General features: G+C 39.4%; 16 protein-coding genes, 1 rRNA gene and 1 pseudogene. 15 read left to right on the top strand and 3 right to left on the bottom strand.

Annotated elements, in window-relative coordinates; all coding sequences use genetic code 11:
- The first annotated feature begins 35 nt into the window (after positions 1–35).
- The 11 genes and pseudogenes from BUA75_RS02805 to BUA75_RS02855 form a co-directional block, all read left to right on the top strand.
- Complete coding sequence (locus tag BUA75_RS02805; protein ID WP_072873065.1) at positions 36–932, top strand: methyltransferase domain-containing protein; 897 nt, start codon at positions 36–38, stop codon at positions 930–932.
- Positions 933–1,064: 132 nt separating this feature from the next.
- On the top strand, positions 1,065–1,607 hold the full coding sequence (locus BUA75_RS02810) for a sigma-70 family RNA polymerase sigma factor (protein ID WP_072873066.1): 543 nt from the start codon (positions 1,065–1,067) through the stop codon (positions 1,605–1,607).
- A gap of 57 nt (positions 1,608–1,664) precedes the next feature.
- The gene (locus BUA75_RS02815; protein WP_072873067.1) at positions 1,665–1,874 is read left to right on the top strand and encodes a flagellar biosynthesis anti-sigma factor FlgM; all 210 of its coding nucleotides are present in this window, start codon (positions 1,665–1,667) and stop codon (positions 1,872–1,874) included.
- Complete coding sequence (locus tag BUA75_RS02820) at positions 1,871–2,167, top strand: hypothetical protein (protein WP_072873068.1); 297 nt, start codon at positions 1,871–1,873, stop codon at positions 2,165–2,167. The genes BUA75_RS02815 and BUA75_RS02820 overlap by 4 nt, the downstream gene beginning before the upstream one ends.
- Before the next feature lie 53 nt (positions 2,168–2,220).
- Positions 2,221–3,783: a flagellar hook-associated protein FlgK gene (gene flgK, locus BUA75_RS02825; RefSeq protein WP_072873069.1), complete on the top strand. Its 1,563-nt coding sequence runs from the start codon at positions 2,221–2,223 to the stop codon at positions 3,781–3,783.
- Positions 3,784–3,814: 31 nt separating this feature from the next.
- Positions 3,815–4,729, top strand: coding sequence for a flagellin N-terminal helical domain-containing protein (locus tag BUA75_RS02830; RefSeq protein WP_072873070.1), 915 nt, complete (start codon positions 3,815–3,817; stop codon positions 4,727–4,729).
- Positions 4,730–4,795: 66 nt separating this feature from the next.
- Positions 4,796–5,635 carry a flagellin N-terminal helical domain-containing protein gene (locus tag BUA75_RS02835; protein ID WP_072873071.1) on the top strand — a complete coding sequence of 280 codons (840 nt, stop codon included), beginning with the start codon at positions 4,796–4,798 and terminating at the stop codon, positions 5,633–5,635.
- 110 nt (positions 5,636–5,745) lie between these two features.
- A complete protein-coding gene (fliD, locus tag BUA75_RS02840) occupies positions 5,746–7,272 on the top strand; it encodes a flagellar filament capping protein FliD (protein ID WP_072873072.1) in 1,527 nt (508 codons plus the stop codon).
- Between the two features lie 18 nt (positions 7,273–7,290).
- Positions 7,291–7,596, top strand: coding sequence for a hypothetical protein (locus BUA75_RS02845; protein ID WP_072873073.1), 306 nt, complete (start codon positions 7,291–7,293; stop codon positions 7,594–7,596).
- 35 nt (positions 7,597–7,631) lie between these two features.
- Positions 7,632–9,899: a glycosyltransferase gene (locus tag BUA75_RS02850; RefSeq protein ID WP_072873074.1), complete on the top strand. Its 2,268-nt coding sequence runs from the start codon at positions 7,632–7,634 to the stop codon at positions 9,897–9,899.
- A gap of 23 nt (positions 9,900–9,922) precedes the next feature.
- Positions 9,923–10,573: pseudogene (locus BUA75_RS02855) on the top strand (class I SAM-dependent methyltransferase); the annotation flags it as partial.
- Positions 10,574–10,697: 124 nt separating this feature from the next.
- On the opposite strand, the gene BUA75_RS02860 reads toward BUA75_RS02855, so the two are convergent.
- Both BUA75_RS02860 and BUA75_RS02865 read right to left on the bottom strand, forming a co-directional pair.
- Entirely contained in the window at positions 10,698–11,795 is a 1,098-nt protein-coding gene (locus BUA75_RS02860) for a glycosyltransferase (RefSeq protein ID WP_072873076.1), read from the bottom strand.
- Positions 11,792–12,865, bottom strand: coding sequence for a glycosyltransferase (locus BUA75_RS02865; RefSeq protein ID WP_072873077.1), 1,074 nt, complete (start codon positions 12,863–12,865; stop codon positions 11,792–11,794). Before BUA75_RS02865 ends, BUA75_RS02860 begins: the two co-directional genes overlap by 4 nt.
- 122 nt (positions 12,866–12,987) lie before the next feature.
- On the opposite strand from BUA75_RS02865, the gene BUA75_RS02870 reads away from it, so the two are divergent.
- Complete coding sequence (locus BUA75_RS02870; RefSeq protein WP_072873078.1) at positions 12,988–14,343, top strand: glycosyltransferase; 1,356 nt, start codon at positions 12,988–12,990, stop codon at positions 14,341–14,343.
- Between the two features lie 27 nt (positions 14,344–14,370).
- Here the strand turns inward: BUA75_RS02870 and BUA75_RS02875 are convergent, their stop codons facing one another.
- Complete coding sequence (locus BUA75_RS02875) at positions 14,371–15,429, bottom strand: glycosyltransferase family 2 protein (RefSeq protein ID WP_083574030.1); 1,059 nt, start codon at positions 15,427–15,429, stop codon at positions 14,371–14,373.
- Between the two features lie 192 nt (positions 15,430–15,621).
- Between BUA75_RS02875 and secA the strand changes: the two genes are divergently transcribed.
- The 3 genes from secA to BUA75_RS02890 all read left to right on the top strand — a co-directional run.
- Positions 15,622–18,009, top strand: a complete 2,388-nt coding sequence (secA, locus tag BUA75_RS02880) for a preprotein translocase subunit SecA (protein ID WP_072873079.1) — start codon at positions 15,622–15,624, stop codon at positions 18,007–18,009.
- Positions 18,010–18,064: 55 nt separating this feature from the next.
- Positions 18,065–19,226 (top strand): peptide chain release factor 2 gene (gene prfB, locus BUA75_RS02885; protein WP_207549692.1). Its coding sequence is split into 2 segments (ribosomal slippage): positions 18,065–18,130 and positions 18,132–19,226, totalling 1,161 coding nucleotides; the frame shifts between segments, so codons are not numbered across the junction.
- A gap of 389 nt (positions 19,227–19,615) precedes the next feature.
- Positions 19,616–19,824: ribosomal RNA gene (locus BUA75_RS02890) — 16S ribosomal RNA — on the top strand; the annotation flags it as partial.

Below are 19,824 nucleotides of genomic sequence, written 5' to 3' on the forward strand. Positions count from 1 at the left end.
ATCTTTTTATAGATTGATCAGGAGGCCGTTCACCTTTGTCTCTGCAGAATCTTCAAGATATAATCCTGCAACGCTTTCAGCGTCATGATGCGCTCTATCAATTTTTACTTAAACAAGAATATGTGCCGGAACGTTGGTTGTTAGAACAGACCATTTACACAGGTCCATCACGTCGTTCTCTGCTCGGATATTTACCAGTTAAAGAGAATCATAGAGTTCTCGATATAGGGTCAGGCTTTGGTGCGTTTGCTTTTGATTTCGCCGCAGGATTTCCGGTGGAAGTAGTAGGTGTGGATTATGATTATGAATTGGTGCGACTATCGGAAGCGTTGCGAGATGAACTTTATAAGCTAGGAACTGCGGCGTTGCATGAACGGGCAAAAATATCTTTTTATCGCGAAGACGTATATCGGTTGGGTAAACTTCAGTCTCTGGGTGAATTTGATTTTGCTGTTGCTCGTTTTCTCTTTCAACATTTACAGCAGCCTTTAGAGGCAGCGGTAAGTATACGCGATCGTTTAAAGATGGGTGCGACTCTTTGTGTTCTTGATATTGATGATGGAATGACAATCACTTATCCAGAGAATCCCCAAGGGTTCAGTCGATTGCAAGCTGCTTTTAGTCAATTGCAAACCCTTGAAGGGGGCGATCGCGAGATTGGTCGAAAGTTACCTGGGATTCTTCAAGAAGCTGGATTTCGTGTGACAGCAACAGCTCTTTTGCCGCAGGCTCAGTTTATTCGCACTACGTCTCATGATGAAGGTGTTCGAATGACTGTTCAAAGATTTAAAGAAAAGCGTAATAGGTTGCTGGAAGAAGGTATTATGACAGCCGACGAGTTTGAAGAAAGTGTGCGCAATTATTTGGAGGAAGTTCAGGGGTATCAGTTTCATACAGTGTGCCAAGTCGTCGTTATGGCGGAAAAAGTCTAAAGGTTGGTTATATCGGAAGATATGAAATGGTTTTAAAGAAATGGCATAAAAGATATTTGGGTAGGATTTTATAGGTCAACTCGGAGATATTTTACTAGAGGCAGATGTAAGGGTAAAAGGAAGAGATGATAGTTGGAAAGCTTGTTAACCGATGGGCAGGAACAATATATACAACGTTTAGCCAGAAGGTATGTGCATTATCGCAAAAGTGCTTCGATTGATGTGGATGATTTGGTAGCGTCAGCCCGCATGCGCTGGTGGCAATTCACTCAAACCGAGGCGCATCATATACTCACGGAAGAGGCGCGATTGCGCCTTTTTTATGCGCACGTTAAAGGTGCGATGCGAGATGTGGTTCGGAGTTCCAGTCCGCTTAAAATTACACGGACCTATCAAACACAGTTGCAGGCCTATCAAAAACCGCAAGTTATGAATATTGAACACGCCATTGATGTGCGTGCAGAAGAATCTCCAGTAGAAATGGAAATATGGCTGGATGTGGTTCAAGGTATTCAGCAATTGGATGAACGAGAAAAATTGGTGTTGTCACTTTATTTTGAGGAAGATTTGACTTTTACAGAAATTGCAGAAGTTTTAAATGTGTCTGTATCAACAGCTACACGAATTTATCAGAAGGCTATTAAGTTTCTACAAAAAAAATTACAACATCTCTGAAAATCATGCAAAAAATCTTTAAATTCGACCGTATATGACAATGTAGGGGGGAATAAGATGCTCTCTTCATCAATGGACGGAATTCAGGGAAAGCCATCTAACGAAGTTCGTGCAACCGATTCACAATTGCTAAACCGAGCAACAAATTACGAAAGTAGACAGCAAAAAATTAATCGTTTAAAGCAACAGATTCAATCGGGTGTATATTCAATTCAGCCAGAAAGACTGGCAAAAGCTATTTTGCAAAGTGGGGCCTTACAAGAATGATGGAATGCGAGTCTGCTGAGTCGATTGTTGGTGAACTGGAGTCGTTAACTTCTGAAATTAACAATTACTTATTAAAAGCGGATTCAACTGGAGTTGCGGAGAGGGTCGTTCGTCAATGTCGCTGTCTTCAACGGTTGGCTCAATATACAATAGATTCTTCTTTGCAAGAAAGATTGAAAGCTGTACACGAATCGGTTATTCAACAACAATTACTTATTGAACAAGCCTTAAAAATTGCTGAAGAGTTTAATAAAGCGTATGTCAGAATGAGCAGTTATGCTGAATTCGCATAAACCATTTTCCGTTATAAAGCGAATTGGGAACGGAATTTCTGGGGGCTAAGAGTATGCCGATATCTACTTTCCTTGGTTTGAATATTGGAGTGAATGCATTAGAAACTGCTACACAAACAGAAAATGTGATTGCCAATAATATAGCCAATGCGAATACTCCCGGCTACGCGGTAGAAAATGCCCTCATACAAGAAAGTAGTCCGTTTCCGGCAGATAATGAATCTTTGCCTGTAGGACAGTTGGGACAAGGTTCGCAAGTGAGTCAGATTCAACGCCAAACCAATCCGTATCTAGTCCAGCAGGACAGGGCGAATCAAGCTGATTTACAGATGTATCAATCTCACCAAACCGTGTTGACGCAAATTCAAGGAATTTTAAATGAACCTTCCTCTGACAGTTTGCAGAATTCTGTCGATCAATTCTTTCAAGCGTGGCAAACTTTGTCGACAGATCCGACCAATACGGCTGCGCGTCAAGCTGTAATTGAGCAGGCCAAAACAGTGGCGCAGACATTTCAAACGGTTACACAACAATTGGAAGATGTGCAGTCAGGTTTAGCTGGCACGATTGAAGGACAGGTCAATCAGTTAATTACAGATGCGCAAAATGTGGCTCAACTGAATGCGCAGATTGCTATGCAAACGGCGATAGGTCAATCTCCCAATACACTCTTAGATCAGCGCTCGGTCTATCTGGATGATATGTCTAAACTTGCTGGAGTCAATATTCAGTATCAGGAGAATGGTACTGTGACTGTGAGTATTGGCAGCGGCAGCAATGCGGTTCCTTTGGTTGGTGGAGCGAATGGTAGCGAATATAATGCAAATCAAGATTTACAACCAAGTCAACTTCAATCTTATCAAAATGCTCCTTCTGGTGGGACAAGCTCATACTTACCCTCATCTGGGTATACGTCATCAGGCAATGCTTCACCAGCTTCTAATAACCTAATTACTTTGTTGCAATCAGGCTCCATTCTTGGCAATGCACAGGGATTGGATGATGTCAATAAAACATTGGCTAATTTGAATTCGTTTCTGGATACGTTTGCGACTGCAGTAAACAATCAGCAGAGTAGTGGGCTTGACTTAAACAATTCTGCAGGGCCAAGTATTTTTGTAGCTCCAGCGGGCGCTACTACAGATTCATCTGGACAACCGGTGGATTCGCAAGGGAATGTTGTTCTTGATGTAAATCCATCACTTACAACAAACGATATAGCAGCAGGATCAAGTTCAGATGGTGCTGATGGAAATTCTAACGCTAATGCGATGGTTGCTTTATCTACTTCAACGAATACATACAGTTCATGGACCTACGCCGGAGTGGTTTCTGATGCTACCCAATCTGGCACTGCTAGTAGTGGTACGTTTGATCAGACACTAGCAGCTTTGGTTTCTGGTGTTGGTGTGGAAGCGCAAGGAGTTCAGGCTGGATACAATACAGCTAATGCGCTTGCTGAACAATCATCCAATCTAAGGCAATCGGTGTCGGGTGTTGATATGAATGCCCAGGCGGCTGAGATGGTTCAGTTTCAGAATAGCTATAATGCGGCGGCAAAATACATCTCTATATTTAATCAAATGCTGCAAACATTGATACAGAATGTTGGCTAATAAGTTAGACTAGCTGTTTGGGGGTGAACATATGCAAATCACACAACAGATGATGGTAAATCAGTTTTTATATAACATTACAAACGAGAATACGACAATGCAAAATCTGGAGGATGAACTTTCTACAGGCAAAGTATTAAATTTACCACAAGACAACCCGCTTGCTGTATCTCAAGATATGTCTGCTAGAGCAACTTTGTCATCAGCGCAGGGTTATCAAAACACTCTGCAATCTGCGTTGACATGGATGAACAATACATCATCTGCTTTATCTCAAATCGTCAACACTCTACAGTCTATTCAAAGTTATGTTATGGAAGGTTTGAATACAACGAATCAAACTACTTCAGATAAAAATGCTCTTTCAGAAACAGTCCAACAATTATCGAAGACAATTTATCAGGAATTGGATACTCAACAAGGGTCGCGTTATTTGTTTGGAGGAGCTGATCCTCTGCAACCTCCTGTTACTACTTCTACTAATAATATCGGCTATACAACAAGTGGTAATACGGCTGCAAGTATGGAAATGCAAATTTCAGCTGGAATTAGTATCACAGTCAATGTTAGTGCATCGCAAGTTATGGGTACTGCCTCTGGTTCAACAACCAATTTGGAGAGTACTCTCAACTCTACTATTTCAGATTTGCAAAATGGAAATATTACAGGTCTCCAAACTGATTTAACGAATTTGCAGACAGGTATTACTCAAGTGGTAAATATCAATGCAGAATTAGGTTCGAGAATCAAACGAGCAACAGCCATGCAGACGCAAATTTCACAATATGTAACTACCGTTCAAAATTATAAAGGTGATTTGGAAGATGCTAATATGGCGAAAGTTATCACTCAATTTAATACTGACCAAGGTGTTTTTACAGCAGCGCTAAAAATGGGTTCTGAAATTCTTCTACCATCTCTGGTGAATTATCTTCCTAACGGTTGATAACTCAGGAGGAAACTCCTTTGTTATAAATTAAAGTCAATGCAAGAATGAGAGGAGCAAAAGAAAATGGGTATGTCATTCAGTGTAAACAACAATGCATCAGCCTCGAACATTTTGTCCAATTTGGACTACGTTCAAAATCAGCTGCAAACTTCTTATCAGCAGTTGTCAAGTGGTAATCGTATTAACAGTGCAGCGGATGATCCGGCTGGCTACGCAATTTCCCAACAGATGACTTCGCAAGTGAATGGTTTGAACCAAGCTACTCAAAATGCTCAAAACGCGGTTAGTCTGCTTCAAACGGCAAGTGGTGCTATGAATCAGGTCATGAATATTCTTCAAACCATGAACACACTGGCTGTTGAAGCATCAAACGGTACTCAAACCACAACAGATCTTAACAATCTTCAGCAAGAATTCACAGCACTAGGTAACCAAATTAACAATATTGGAACGCAAACTCAATTTAATACCATGAGCTTGCTTGGAGGTTCTTCTACAGCAACTGTTGGTGGCTCCTTTACCTTCCAGGTTGGTTCCCAAGAAGGTCAAACTCTTTCTTTGACAATTAATGCTGTTAACCTGTCAGCTTTGGGTATTAGTGGAACGGCTATCAGCAGTCAAGCTTCAGCGCAAGCTGCTATTTTTGCAGTACAAGCAGCTATTACCAGATTGTCAGCATACCAGGCAAATGTAGGTGCAGTAGAAGATCAGCTGAACTACACAATTTCAAATCTGCAGAATTCAGCTGAGAATTTACAAAATGCAGATTCAACCATCACGAATACAAATATGGCTCAAACATACACCAACTTCAGCCAGCAGCAAGTACTGAATCAGGTCGGTATTGCAATGCTCTCCCAAGCTCAACAACAACCTGACGCTATTCTCAAACTGCTCAGCTAATTTGTGGCTTCTGCCTGAGCCGATATTTCGCGTGATTTTCCTGATTGCGTCGCGAGCTTCAGGAAGGTCACGCCTTCTCTCTATTATTATATAGAAAGGAAGTGTATTCAATGTCTTTTAATGCTTTGCAAGCGTTGAACACGATTTCCAATCCTGGCGGCGTCGGCTTACCTGTGACTCAATATGCACAAGCTATGCAGCAAGCTTTGACTCAACAACTTACAACAGCTCCTCAGACACAACTAGATACTTTACAAACGCAACAGAGTGCGCTGTCAGCCTTACAAACTGCATTGCAAACTTTCCAGAACGCAACTTATACGCTTGCTAGTTCGCAGAGCTGGGATTCGGTATCTGCTACATCGAGCGATTCGAGTGCTTTTTCAGCAACCACATCTGCAGGGGCGCAGGTGGGTTCGTATACCGTGCAAGTAACTCAGTTAGCTTCATATCAAACTACGATTCAAACTTCAAATGCTCAAAGTAGTGCAACAGGTACCTCCACTCTATCGGCAGGTTCATTAACGATTAATCCAGTATCAGGATCGTCCAACAGTTCGGCTTCCATTTCTATTACATCAGGTGAGAGCCTATCCAGTATAGCCTCAGCTATCAATGCTGATACGAGTTCAACAGGGGTTCAAGCGCAAATTCTTGATACGACGAATGGATATGTTTTATCACTATCTTCCTCCCAAACGGGTGCGAGCAATGGTTTTACAATTACTGATACCGTAAGTGGTTCGTCAACTGGACAATTTGGTTTTACTAATGAGAGTACAGCACAAAATGCCAATATGACGATTGATGGACAATCATTTACATCTTCGACCAATACATTCTCGCAGGCTATACCTAATGTCACCATTACAGTGTCTGGCACTACTTCATCTTCTCAAACTTTGAGTATTACTTCTGATCCTTCATCAGCTGAAAAAGCTGTTCAAACATGGATGAGCGCTTATAATACACTCATCGATTTGGTGAATAAAGATACGGCCTATACACCTGGTAGCAGTTCTGGAAGTGCAGGCACATCAGGACCACTATTTACTGATCCAAATGCGACAGGTTTGTTATCTCAGTTGCCGCAGGCGTTAAACAGTGTTATTAGCACAGTTTCTTCTTCTGTAAATTCTTTAGCATCTGTAGGAATTGTTATCAATCCTACCAACGGACATTTAGAATTTCAGTCATCGTCTGGATACAGTTTTTCTGGCTCTCAGTTTACAGGTACTTTACAAAATGGACAGACCATGTTTGAAAACGCCATGAGCCAAAATGCCCAGGCTGTTCAACAATTATTTGGTGTGGTTCAGTCTTCTGCAAGCACAGCCATTCCGACAAGTGGAGTTCTTGGACAAATGAATCAAACACTGAATACGTTTTTGGATGGTAATAATGGTCAAAGTCCATTACAAGGGGATATCAATGCACTAGCTGCTCAGCAGACAAATATTCAAAACTATCTCAATCAGATTAATCAACAAATACAACAACAAGTACAGAATTTTACTAATCAATTGAATCAATTAAACTTGGCCATGCAACAATCACAGGCTCAAATGCAACAATTGTCAGCTTTAATGGGTGGTTCCTCGTCAAGCGGTGGATCTTCTGGTAGTCCGGTTCTATAAACTGGTGGGGGAGCATACATGAAAGAAAACATAGATTTTCAAACGGTACACCAATTGTCTAACATGATTTTTTCAGCGCTTCATGAGCAACGTTTTGTCGATGTGTTCGTTTTATTACAACATCGTTCAGATTTAATCGATCGAGTTCTTCAGATTTCAACAAATAACATTGAAAATAAAGATATTGAAAAAGCGTATTTAGATACGCAGAACATGATTGAAAAAATCAAAATATCCTTAGATAAAGTACAAGCTCATTATGAATCGTATCTTTCCAATGTCAACGCCCATCGAGCGTATATGATGTCTAAATTTGCTTTGTAGTTATAACTATCAGGCGTTGGAGAGGAATCTTACTTATGTTGCTATCCGCTTGTTTAATTGTTAAAAACGAAGAATTGACATTGCGTAGATGTTTAGAATCATTGCAGGGTGTAGTAGATGAAATTGTATTGGTAGATACAGGTTCTACTGATCGTACTTTAGATATAGCCAGAGAATACACTTCAAAAATTTATCATTATGATTGGGATAATCATTTTGCTCACGCAAGAAATGAGTCCTTAAAACATGCTCAGGGTGAATTTATACTCGTCATTGATGCTGACGAATATTTAGATGATATTAAGCGTCACTCTCTACGAGAGCAACTTACACATATAGAAGCAGATGGCTTTTTGGTTAATATATTAAATTACGTGGGTGAAAATGGTAAAATTTTTTCAACTAGACCAGTTTCTGTTGTAAGATTGTTTCGAAATGGATACTTTTATGATGGCTCAGTGCATGAACAAATTGCTGAGGCTATTATGAAAGCAGGAAAACAAATTTCTAAAATTAATTTGGATATCCATCATGTGGGTTATTTGAATGAAATATTTACTTACAAAAATAAATCATCCAGAAATATTCTTTTACTAAAAGAAGAATTGGAAAAGGATCCTCAAAATTTATTTCACTTATCCAATTTGCTTGCAGAATATATTCGTCTGAGTAATTTTCATCAAGCATTAAAAATTGTTAAAAAATCTTTGGATATTATAAGAAAAAAACCGCCTTCAAGTTGGGATCATATCACGGCTCGTATTTTTGTCTTTCATATTACAACGCTTGTTGGATTGCAAAAGAACATTGAAGCAGAAGAAATAGCTTCTAAATATATCATGGTATATCCAGAATTAGCCGAATTTCGTACTCGATACGGAATGATTCTAGCGGAAAATGGTAAATTCAAAGAAGCTATTGAACAATTTAATTTTGCAAGGAAATTAGGAGATCCAAAAGAGGCATTGTTTGACTTAGTACAAGGAATGGGTAGTTTTCTGGCCGCTTTAATGTTGGGTAGATGTTGGATCGCTTTGGGGGATAAAGATACTGCGCTTCAATACTACTTTACTTCTTTTTTAGAGAATCCTAATCAGGATATATTGATTTTTCCCTTAGTTTATCTTTTGCCATATGAAAAAAAATTTTTTGAGCAGGAAATTGAACCTCGTATTACAGATCCTGTTGCTTTGGCTAGTTATTGTGAAGCTTATTTTTATAAATCTCCAGATGATATATATCATCTCATTCAAAGAATAGAGTCAAAAATTGCGCAAGCAACGGTTCTAGAAAGAGTAAAGTTAGCAGTTCTTTATAAACAGGATCCAAAAAAGGCGCTTGAAATCATAAATACTGGGCTTCAAAATCCTTATTTAATTTCATTAAGTATACTCATTAAAATAAATAATCGTTGTTTGCAAATAAACGATATTCCTGATTTTCCAGATGATCGTATTCAGACATTGAAAAACGTTCTTTTGTGTGAATACAGTTCAACGCCTATTTCTCCATTTCTACGGGATATTTTACTTTTTAACTGTCATGATTTATTGTCAGAATGGTTGCCGAAAGCACCCGATCGCTATGAGGCCTACCTGTATCTCATGCATTTTCCTGAACTTCCTTGTGATTTTAATTGGTCAGGAGAGACTGCATGGGAGTGTGAAATGCTAGCACTTCGGGCATTTAAAAATAAAAATTTAGATGTTGCTGATATATGGTTGGCCAAAGCTGCAAATCATTCTTTAACCATAACCAGATTATTGTTAGAATGCGATGTAGCTTTAGCTAAGGAGAGAACCATATTTGCTCAATCTTGTCTGCAGATAGGGTTGAAAGAATTTCCTGAATCACAACTTTTAAAGAACGTTGCTATTCAACTAGGTATTTCCTCCACGTCACAGTATGATGAAAAATATCAATTAGAATGTGTTTCGGAGATGGTAGAAATGAGGGCAAGTGATATTTATTTAAAAAATTCAGTGCATACCATGCCGTTTCATATGCAACTGTCAGCTTTACATGAACGGGCAGCAAATTTAGTTAAATATATTTATTCTTGCTATAAGCAAGAAAAGATTTTAGAACTGCGAAAAGCTATTGAAGAGATTCAAAACATTATTACTTTTATTCGGGGTTCTCTTGATTTAAGCTTAGAAGCTTCACAAGCTGCAGACAAAGTCTATGCTTTTTATTATAAGATGTCTGTTGAATGGTTTATCCAACCTCAAAATATTGAACAGAATTATGAAGAAATGGAGAATTTCTGGCGTTCATGGGCGGAAACGTGGAAAAAAGTTTAATTTTGATATAGGGAGGATTTTGAATGGATTGGTGTTTTTATGATGGGGAGTTTGTTTCTGATCGCTATTATAATGCTTATCAGATTACTCCAGCATGGATTGGCCATCGATGGTTTGCCTATGATTTAGTGTCTTATTGTAGACCCCGTAAAATTGTTGAACTTGGAACACATCTTGGAGTATCGTTCTTCTCTTTTTGTCAAGCGGTCAAAGATAATCGTTTGAACTGTGAATGCATAGCTATAGATACATGGTGTGGTGATGCTCATAGTGGATTCTATACGGATGAAATATACAAAATTGTTGAAAAGATAGCTAATGATGAATTCTCAAAAATTACACGATTGATGCGTATGAAATTTCAAGAAGCATTACCTTTAATATCAGATGAATCCATTGATATCTTACATATTGATGGGTTTCATACCTATGAGGCTGTAAAGAATGACTTTGAGGAATGGTTACCTAAAATAGCACCAGAAGGAATAGTGCTCTTTCACGATATAACAGTATATGAAAATGAATTTGGAGTTTATCAATTATGGGATGAATTAAAAAAAGAATATCCATCTATTGAATTTAGACATTCTAATGGACTAGGAGTACTGTTTCCTAAAGGAAATCAATATTTCGACTTGATGAAAAATCAAGAGAAATTTTATCAAAAAATATACTTACTATCAGAAGAAAATGCTCAAAAAAATGAAAAAATTAATCAAATTCTAGCTCAAATGTTAACATGGAATCAAGTAATTGAGCAGGCAAAAGCGTATATACAAAGCCATGTAAACGTATGATTCATGAGGTGAGATCAGTACTCATTAACAAACAAGTTTTTTGAATCGCATGTTCAATTCGATCTACAACCTGTTTTTTCGAGTATTTTTGCACAGATTGAATACAAGATTCCGGATCTGGAAGATTTAAATTTTTATCTAAGACAGCCTGTAAAAGATTAGCTAGTTCATGGACATTTCCTTTTTGGAATAACCATCCATTATTAGAGTTGACAATTTCGTCAGGACCTTCACAATGACTAGAGATGACAGGAATTCCGCGTGCTAATGCCTCAACAAGGACCATACCAAAACCTTCATATTCAGAAGATAAGACTAATAGGTTGGCTGAGGTTATGGATTGCCAGGGACTCTCCTGCCAACCTTTCCATGTAATATAGTTAGAGATGTGATATTGTTCTGCTAGATTCTGTAGAAACTGCTTATCTGGTCCATCTCCAATTACAGTTAGATGATAACTGCCATGGACATAAGAGAGCGCTTGCAACAGTACATCTAATCTTTTTTGATTGTTTTCAAGTCTTCCAACATAAATCAGCTGACAAGTTTGTTCATCTCTCTTAAGGGGCTTGATGGATTCGATTTCCACTGGATTTCCCGCATAATAAATTGGCACCTGATTTTGAACTGCACGAGAAATAGAATGACCAACGCTTTTCGAAATAGCAATATGGGCGTCAGCATATCGTAAAAAATCTCCACCTCCATACGCTTCTACTGGTCCGTGTAACCAGGAGAGAATGGGAGGTTGCATATTTCCGTAAGACGCTATTGCCATACGCGTCAAAAGAGAAAAATACGGTGTGTGAGTTGCGAGAATTACATTCGGCTTACCCATTTTTATCAATGATTTTCTGTATTCGAGAGCTTGCATGAATATAGGAATTTCTCCGGGATACGCATTTTGTTTTTGTAAATAAAATGGATCATAGTAATAAAGATTAGGCAGTGTTTCCAACCATTCCGGATATATGGGCGGTTGGAATTGGAAAATTCGCACTTCATACTTTCGATCGATCAATTCATGGGAAACAGTTGAAAGTACATTTTCTAATCCACCTTTACCTGTAGCCAATCCAAGTACAATATCTATAATCATATCGTGTCACCTTCTTGATTATTTGGGCATATACTATTTAACATTCTTTCTATAACATGATGCTTATTGTATTTTTTAACAGATAGAATAGCATTTTCAGACATAGCTAATCGTTCATTGGGGGTAAGGTTTTGAAAGGTAATCAATTGTGCTGTAAGTTCTTGAACATTTCCCCGTTCAAATAAGAGTCCATTTTGACCATGTTGAATTAAATCTTCTGGTCCAGTGGGACATTTAGAAGAAATAACAGGTAATCCTCTAGAAAGCGATTCTCCAATTACCATTGGTAAACCTTCAAAATCAGACGTAAGTAAAAGTGCTGAAGCGCTTTGAATTGATTCCCAAGGGCGATCTACCCAGCCATTCCATCTAATTTTTGATGCAATACCTAATTTTTTTGCAAGTTGAAATAGCTTGTCTCTATCAGGTCCATCCCCGTAGATATCCAGTAACCAATCTGATTTTAAATAATGTAATGCGCTAAAAAGGATATCTAATCTTTTTTGTTGGTTTTCCAGTCTACCAATATAAATAAAGCGAGACGATCCTTGGTGAATTGAGACAGGTGGGATATTTTGTTCGATAGGATTGCCGACCCAATAAATTTTGGAAATGGGTATCGTGTTTTGTAGTATGGATTTGATACCCTGTGAAATACACCAATGGATATCTGCATAATTCACAAAATGACTGTCGTTAAACAGATTGGGAGGATTGTGTAGCCATGACACGATAGGAATATCATAATGTCCAAAAGCCATCTTACTATAAAGTACTGTATGAGGAACATGAGTTCCGACAACCAGATCTGGTTTTGGCAATTGATATGCTAAGGAAGAGAGTCCTAAAATTCTCTTGGTAACAAAATGTATGCCATTGATAGAACTGTTAGCTCGCTCATCATAATAGATAATATTGTGATTGACTTCCCAAGTCGGTTGGTCACTTTGATCAGGTAGAAAAATGAATATATTGTGTCCGATTTTCTCTAGTTCTTTTGTGATAGTTTGTAATACAGACTCTACACCGCCACGCCCACTCAAATGTTCCAATACAAAAAAGATCTTCAATGTAGTTCACTCCAAAGTGTTATTTCATTCATAAATTGTTCGTGGTAATCTAGATGCCTAAGACATCCAATTGTTAGCACAACTATTAAATTAGTACACAATTTTTATTAAAGGAGCCTGCAATGGAACCGCTCGTTAGTGTACTTATGCCGATATATAATGGGGAGAAATATTTATATCAATCAATTCAATCCGTTTTAAATCAATCTTATGAGAATTTCGAGTTGATTTTAATGGATGATGGTTCAAATGATTTGTCAGTAGAAGTCATCAAACATTTTCAAGATCAACGCATTCGTTTTTATTCATCTTCCATTAACCGTGGACTATTTCCTGCTCACAATTGGCTGATAAAGCAGTCGAGAGGTGAATTTATTAAGTTTTTACATCAAGATGATATTCTCCCGCCAGATTCTCTTTTAGAATACGTAAAGTTATTGGAAAGTAATGAAAAGCTGGCTTTTGTTGCTGCTGTAGCAGAATTTATTGATGCTGAGGGCAAAAAAATATCTGAATTTCCTTGGGCTTTTGCGAAAGATAAAATTTGGCCTGAAAAAACTCTCTATAGTCTTTCTTGGCAACTAGGAAATCTGATAGGCAACCCACCGAGTGTTATGTTTCGTAAATCATCTTTCATTGAAGATTCTCCCTTTGATGAAAGATTTAAAAATTCATCAGATTGGAAGCTCTTACTAAAACTTGCTTCCACAAGTCCGTCTATTTCAACGTCAAAAAAATTAGTGCAATACCGTATACATGTTCAATCTCAATCTAGCTTGAATTATCGGCAAGCTATCACAGTTAGGGAAGATATGCAAATTATAAAAGAAACAAAAAGTGATAATTTACCCTTTAAACAAATGATTTCAAGTTTTTGGAGACAACATTTACAAATTATTTACTCCGTATTTCAGCTAATGCAAAATAGTCAAATTTTGCGTGCTATAGAACTTTTGGAGTTTATTTTAAGAGAAGATCCTTATTTGTCCAGTTATGAACAAGGAGCTTGTTTACAGGATATAAAAAATTGGATCGAAGTTTTATCTTCTATGTCAGATAAAGAGAATCAATGGCAAGTTTTACTGCTTAGCAAAACAAAATCAGTTTTATATTCGTGGTTTATGCAACGGGGCCTTGGAATTTCATATGAATTTTTCGATAAGCTAATTCACATATCGTTTTCTAAACCTTTGAAATTATTTTTAATAGGCTATGATGCTGGTGCTTTTGGATTGCTAGAATTTTTGAAAGCAAAATTGAATATTCAAATTGTTGGCGTATGGGACTTTCTTCATCATTTATCAAATGAACAAAGTTTTCCTGTGTTCTCCGAATTTCGGTTAGTACCAGCAGATGCGTATGTCATTGTAACCGACAATCGACTGCAAGATTTTCTGCTATATCAGCAGATTACAGAAATGTTTGAGGCGAATGCTATCGCCACTCCAGTTATTCGATTTAGAGAATGGATTCTGTAAATTCCATTAACAAGCTACAAAACCAAATTAAAATGATATTCTGTGATCTTTTCGCCATTTGGTTTCTAAGTGCTGATAGATTTTAGCTTTTTCCAAGTTTCCAGATGCTTCATATAAACTGGCAAGGTTGTGGGCAGCAAGATAAGAACCTGTACCTTCCACGCTGGTTGTTATATTTTCATCACCAAGCGAAAGGCAGCGAAGATAAGCAGTCTCAATTCGAGGAAAATACAGAAATTTGGACGGATCGTACAATATCCATTTCATATAAAAAATGCCACAGGCAAAATGGAAATCTGGATACCAAGCAAGTTGGCTTTCATATCTTTCAATAGTATATAGTCCTTGTTCAAAATACTTGAGTTCAATGCAATTGTAAATCAAATCGACAATTAACATAGGAAAAATAGAGGAAGTAGCTGGACAGATTTGCAGAGCTTTGGTCAGCAGTTGATGAGCTGATTCAAATTGTTTTACATTTCGATGTTCACGAGCTAATTGAAAAAGGTGATAAAAAGAATTCGGTTCGCTTTCTAAAAGATCCATCAATATGGGTATGTTTCGCTCAGATTTATGAGAGCCAAAGTATCCATCGTGATCGACTACAAAACCGTCAAATTGAATAGTGGGCAATCCTGGATGAACAACTTGCTCATGAATAGCTCCTTCATAAAAAGCTTCTCTAGGTAATATTCGAGAAACATAGCTGTTTTCGTATTGTATGTTTCCGTTTGTTTGAAATTTGCTCCTAATTCTCAAACGTCCCACAAAGGATGCATGTAGGGCTTGTTGTTCAAGAATCGCCTTTTTTAAATTGTTTCCCGCCGTTAGATATTCATCGGAGTCAATGACCAATCGCCAATCGGCATCTGATTTCTGTAACGCTGCATTACGTGCTTTGGCAAAGTTGTTTTCCCATGGTATTTGGTAGATTTTCGAATCATACCGTTTGGCGACAGTTTGTGTGTCGTCGCTCGATCCGGTATCGACTATGATGATATCGTCAACTTCTGTTCGGAAGCTTTCCAGACAACGAGGTAGTGTGGAAGCGGCGTCTTTCACTATCATAACCAGGTCGAGTTTCACAGGGGAGGCACCTCTATTTATTTTCAAGCCAGTTTGGAATTGCTAGATAAAGACTAAAAATGAAAAAGAAAAGTGGAAGAAAAGATTCGGTATCTCTTGCCACTGTACTATAATCAGCCAGTATTGTACAATCTTAAAATGGAGACTTTCAGGGCCGGGAGGCTCAATCTGTGAAAGGGGTGTAGCCTTTCCGTGGGACTCCTTAAAAATATTGTCAATGGAAATGAACGAGAAATTGCGCGGCTGAGGCGTCGTGTTCAACGTATCAATGATTTGGAGTCTAAATATGAGTCCATGTCGGATGAAGAATTGCAAGGCATGACTTTGCAGTTCCGAGAGAGATTAGCTAATGGAGAAAAACTGGACAATCTTCTGTATGACGCGTTTGCAGTAACGCGTGAAGCTGCGAAACGCGTACTTGGCATGCGCCATTTTGATGTTCAATTGATGGGTGGCATTGTCCTGCATGAGGGTCGTGTTGCAGAAATGCGCACGGGTGAAGGAAAAACTCTTGTGGCCACTTTGCCGTCATATTTAAATGGATTGTCAGGCAAAGGTGTACATGTCGTAACGGTTAACGATTATTTGGCTCGGCGTGACGCGGAACAAATGGGTCAAATTCATCGCTTTCTTGGACTGACCGTTGGATTAAATATCCACGATATGAATCATGCAGAAAAGAAAGCAGCTTACAGTGCAGACATCACTTATGGGACAAACAATGAGTTTGGTTTTGATTACTTGCGAGACAACATGGTAATGAGTGTTCAAGAAATGGTGCAGAGAGAACTGAACTTTGCCATCGTCGACGAGGTGGATAGTATTCTCATTGACGAAGCGCGTACACCACTCATTATTTCAGGACCTGGTGATAAATCGGCAGATCTCTATTTTCGTACAGATATTTTTGTCCGCAGTCTAAAACCGGATGACTATGAGATTGATGAAAAGATGCGAACCGCAAACTTGACGGAAAGTGGCATGCATAAAGCGGAACGTTTCTTCCAGGTGAAGAATCTGTTCGATCCGGAGCATGTTACCTTGATGCATCACATCACCCAAGCTCTCAAAGCGCATGGTCTCATGCATCGTGATAAAGATTATGTGGTGATGGGTGATGAAATCGTCATTGTAGATGAATTTACGGGACGATTGATGCAAGGCCGCCGTTATAGTGAAGGTTTGCACCAAGCGATCGAAGCTAAAGAGGGCGTTAAGGTACAAAACGAATCCAAGACGTTAGCCACCATTACACTGCAGAATTATTTCCGTATGTACAATAAGTTGTCGGGTATGACGGGTACAGCAAAAACGGAAGAAAAAGAGTTGACTGAAATTTATGGTATGGATGTAGTAACGATACCTACCAACCGTCCGACAATTCGAAGAGATATGAGTGATGTCATCTACAAAACGGAGATGGCTAAATTCAAAGCGGTAGTAGAGGAAATCGTTCGTCGCCATGAAAAAGGTCAACCGGTTTTGGTGGGTACTACTTCTATAGACAAATCGGAGATTATCTCTCATTTACTGACACAGCGTGGGATCAAGCATCAAGTCCTGAATGCCAAACATCATGAAAAAGAAGCAGAAATTATTGCTCAAGCAGGGCAGCGAGGAACGGTCACCATTGCTACCAATATGGCTGGACGTGGTACCGATATTTTGCTCGGTGAGGGCGTACAGGAACTTGGCGGTCTGCATATCATTGGTACAGAACGTCATGAGAGTCGTCGTATCGACAATCAGTTGCGCGGTCGTTCAGGTCGTCAGGGCGATCCCGGTTCATCACAATTCTTCCTTTCGCTTGAAGACGATTTATTGCGTTTGTTCGGATCGGACAATATCAAGCGTTGGATGGATCGTATGGGGTTGGAAGAGGATGTGCCGATTGAACACAAAATGCTCACCAATGCCATGGAACGGGCGCAGAAGAAAGTGGAAGGTAACAACTACGACGTTCGGAAACACGTTCTTCGCTACGATGATGTGATGAACAAACAGAGAGAAGTCATTTACAAACAACGACGGCAGATTTTAGAGACCGACAATTTGCGACCGATTGTGGAAGGTATGGGCAAAGACCTTATTGAGCATATGTTGGATGTGTACTGTTCCACGGAACAAGTTCCGGAAGATTGGGACTTACAGGCGTTATTGCACTATGCTGAGCATCATTTTTTGAAACCACAGCAAATTTCCGAAGAAGAATTGCGCCATAAAGATAGGGAAGAAATTTTTCAAGTGCTTTATCAAACTTTCTTGTCCAATTATGACGAGAGAGAACAAGAGTTAGGCGCTTTTCTGCGGGAATTAGAAAGAATTGTTGTGTTGCGAACCGTTGATTCAAAATGGATGGATCATATCGACGCAATGGATCAGTTCCGGCAAGGTGTACATTTGCGTTCCTATGGTCAGGCCGATCCGTTAGTTATCTATCAGCGTGAAGGTTTTGAAATGTTTGAGGCCATGATTCACTCTATTGAAGAGGAAATCGTTCTTTATGTCTTTAAATCTACAGTGGCTACTGCTCCGCAGAACTTACCCATCCAGGAGGCTGTTCCGATACAGGGTGGTTGATGCGGTTGGGGATGTCACTGGATGTAGTTTGATGGGCTTGAAGGAGAGGTAATGAATGGCAGAAACATTTGGTGAGTTACGTTCGGAAATCTCCGCTATGGCGACTAGGCTTGCGGATATCGGGAGGTCTCTTTGACCTTTCTACCAAAGAAGCGCGTGTTGCTGCTTTAGAAGAGCAAATGGCACTTCCTTCTTTTTGGGATGATGGTTCGAAAGCCCAAAAAATTATAGCGGAGGCTAATGGACTTCGTTCGCTCATTGAAAAGATGCGAAAATTGCAAGAGCAAAAAGATGATTTGGAAGTTACGTTAGAGCTGGCTGCCGAAGAAGATGATGCTGACTTGTTTTCGGAAGCAAATCGCCTTGCGGTTGACTTGCAAAATCAAATTGAATCTTTTGAGTTGGAACTTATGTTGTCGGGTCCATACGACAAAAGCAATTGCATTTTGGAGCTTCATCCAGGTGCAGGAGGTACTGAATCACAGGATTGGGCTTCCATTTTATTGCGCATGTATACTCGTTGGGCAGAAGACAAAGGCTTTAAAGTTGAGGTATTGGACTATCTTCCTGGTGACGAAGCGGGTTTGAAGAGTGTGACTTTGATGATCAAAGGTCATAATGCCTACGGTTATCTGAAGGCCGAAAAAGGGGTCCATCGACTTGTTCGTATTTCCCCTTTTGATGCTTCAGGGAGAAGACACACTTCTTTTGCTTCAGTGGATGCTATACCGGAAATCGATGATGAAATCGAGATCGACATCCGCACAGAAGATTTAAAAATTGATGTCTACCGTTCGAGTGGAGCTGGTGGACAACATGTCAATACAACAGATTCAGCCGTTCGAATTACACATCTACCGACAGGTATAGTGGTTAGCTGTCAAAGTGAACGTTCGCAAATACAAAACCGCGCAGTAGCTATGAATTTGCTCAAAGCTCGACTGTATGAGCGCCGACGTCAAGAACAAGAAGCGCATTTAGCCAGTATACGTGGTGAGCAAAAAGAGATTGCCTGGGGTAGTCAAATTCGCTCATATGTGTTTCACCCGTACTCGCTTGTCAAAGATCATCGAACAGGCTGTGAAGTAGGTAATGTCCAGGCGGTTGTAGATGGGATGCTCGATCCGTTTATTGACGCATACTTGCGCTGGCAGCTGGCGATTGCGCAAGGACGGGCGAGTCTATCTTCGAATGTTGATGTAGAAATGGATATCTAAAAATTGGTTGATAGCTTTGAGATTGCTATCTATCGTTGTTTGCGAATTTACAATAAATATTGAGAATGAGAATGGCATGCTCAGAGGGCATGCCATTTTGCGTTCAAAAAAAGCCGCTTGAAAACGATAATGAATAGATATTGCCATCTACCACTAGTCACTGAGTAAATTTAAAGTTTTTTCAGAAGTTTAAGTTACTAAAAATCGCTTAAAATCACTTGCATCTGCCAAAATGGCGTGCTATATTAATAAACGTCGCTGCAGACAACGCTCTAAAAAGTTTAGAGTTTAATAGCAGCGAGAGAACCTTGAAAACTAAACACGCACAAGAATCACCAAACGCCAGAGAAGAAGTGCCCGAGCTCGAGAGAGCGAGGGAGAAGGAATAAGACATTGAGAGTTTGATCCTGGCTCAGGACGAACGCTGGCGGCGTGCCTAATACATGCAAGTCGAGCGGGTATCGAAAGATACCAGCGGCGGACGGGTGAGGAACACGTGGGGAATCTGCCTAACAGACCGGAATAACGCCTGGAAACGGGTGCTAAGGCCGGATAGGCGCATGAGGCGCATGCCTGATGCGGGAAAGGATGCTACGGC

The organism is Alicyclobacillus tolerans, from assembly GCF_900142255.1.
Classification (GTDB): domain Bacteria; phylum Bacillota; class Bacilli; order Alicyclobacillales; family Alicyclobacillaceae; genus Alicyclobacillus_I; species Alicyclobacillus_I tolerans.